Origin of the sequence: Ligilactobacillus murinus DSM 20452 = NBRC 14221 (genome assembly GCF_001591685.1) — a bacterium.
GTDB lineage: Bacteria > Bacillota > Bacilli > Lactobacillales > Lactobacillaceae > Ligilactobacillus > Ligilactobacillus murinus.
The window spans coordinates 1-706 of the sequence record NZ_BCVJ01000130.1 but is presented as its reverse complement, the minus strand read 5'-3'; the positions used below and the strand labels follow the sequence as shown (position 1 = coordinate 706).

Genomic DNA, 706 nt, shown 5'->3' with positions numbered 1-706 from the left:
GGACCTGGCAACTTGCCCAACGACCAATGACCACATTGGGGGGTGTCGTAGTACCCCCCAATAAAATTGCTTCTCTTCCTTACTCTCCCAAGGGATTTACACTTTTTTTTCACGTGAGCCGTTTTGAGCCATTCCTAAAACTTCGTAAGCTGTATCCCTTGGGGCTGTAAGGTGACCAACGATTTTAAAAAAACGGCTCACGTGAGCCGTTTTTTTTATGCTATTTATTCAAATATCTCTTAACAGTTGCAAGCGAAACCCCAATAGTATCAGCTATTACAGCTAATTTTATACCCTGAGAACGCAACTCTTTTACCTGAGCCACTTTTTCATCGAGTGAGCCGTTTTTTGAGCTTTCAACTTTTGGATTATGTTTTTGATATATCGAGTCAATAAGCTTATTAATAGCTAACGTATTATGGTTCATAGCAACATCAAACCAGTCCAACTCGTTTTTTTCTAAACAAAAACCGATAAAATCAGCGAAATTATCGATTTCACTATCTTTGATAAACTCTGTCATCTCACGTAAAACAGCTCTCCTAGAACTCGAAGAAAGGGCGAAGTACTCGTCTACATCTGCACCGCTATGACAAACTATCTCATCTCGCTTATACTGATACTTCTCTGGGTTGTCCATATGGATCAAATAACGGACTAAGCCTTTCGTATTAGCCGTTTTTTGGGGGATAGGAGCGTTTATAGC

At 40.1% G+C, this 706-nt stretch carries 1 protein-coding gene; it reads right to left on the bottom strand.

Annotated features, from left to right (window positions below; all coding sequences use genetic code 11):
- Positions 1-220: 220 nt before the first annotated feature.
- The coding region (locus LMU01S_RS10145; protein ID WP_156470427.1) for a helix-turn-helix domain-containing protein at positions 221-706 on the bottom strand (486 nt) is incomplete at its 5' end.